The organism is Rhizobium sp. BR 315 (assembly GCF_050577975.1).
GTDB classification, from domain to species: Bacteria; Pseudomonadota; Alphaproteobacteria; order Rhizobiales; family Rhizobiaceae; genus Rhizobium; species Rhizobium miluonense.
This window is the reverse complement of record NZ_JARWKZ010000169.1, coordinates 1-586: the sequence shown is the minus strand read 5'-3', so window position 1 is coordinate 586 and position 586 is coordinate 1. Positions and strand designations below refer to the sequence as shown.

The 586-nt window shown below is 34.6% G+C and carries 1 protein-coding gene; it reads right to left on the bottom strand.

Annotation, left to right across the window (positions count from 1 at the left end; all coding sequences use genetic code 11):
* Positions 1–119: 119 nt before the first annotated feature.
* The coding region (locus QD409_RS35575; RefSeq protein WP_430765058.1) for a GNAT family N-acetyltransferase at positions 120–586 on the bottom strand (467 nt) is incomplete at its 5' end.

The window sequence follows — 586 nt, the reverse complement described above, 5'->3', positions numbered from 1 at the left end:
CTTGCTGCCACATTTTAGACACCCTTTTTCCGTCAACTTTATTCCCTCCAACTATTTCATGTAATTATCCATTAATACGGGAGAGACTAAGAAAAGGTTTCAGTTGCCAGCATCAAACATTATAAAAATAAAACCATCAGCTCTTCATCAAGATATGTATTGTCTATTTTTAGCGCTCTTCGGTCTATTCCATAGGTAGTAAACCCTAAAGAGTTATAGAGACTTTTAGCAGGCGTGTTATTTGCACTAACTGATAAGTAAATTTGTTCAATGTCTTCTAACTTTTCCGCTCTTTTTATAGCTTCTTGTATTAATTTTTTCGCTATTCCTTTGCCCCGTTTTTCAGTTGTGACATACATGGCAACTAAATTTGTTCGATGTTTTAATTTAACCTTTTGCTCTAATTGCAGTGTAACAACACCATTAAGTTCTCCTTCTTCAAATGCTCCAAAAGTATAGGCAGATGAATTCGTTAACCTGTTTTCAAAATTCTCAAGTGTGAAGTCTTTTTCCTCTTCATAACTAGATGCAAATGCTGCTGGATTTGTTTGTAAAGCTTCCAATCTCAACTTTTTATATGCCTTCG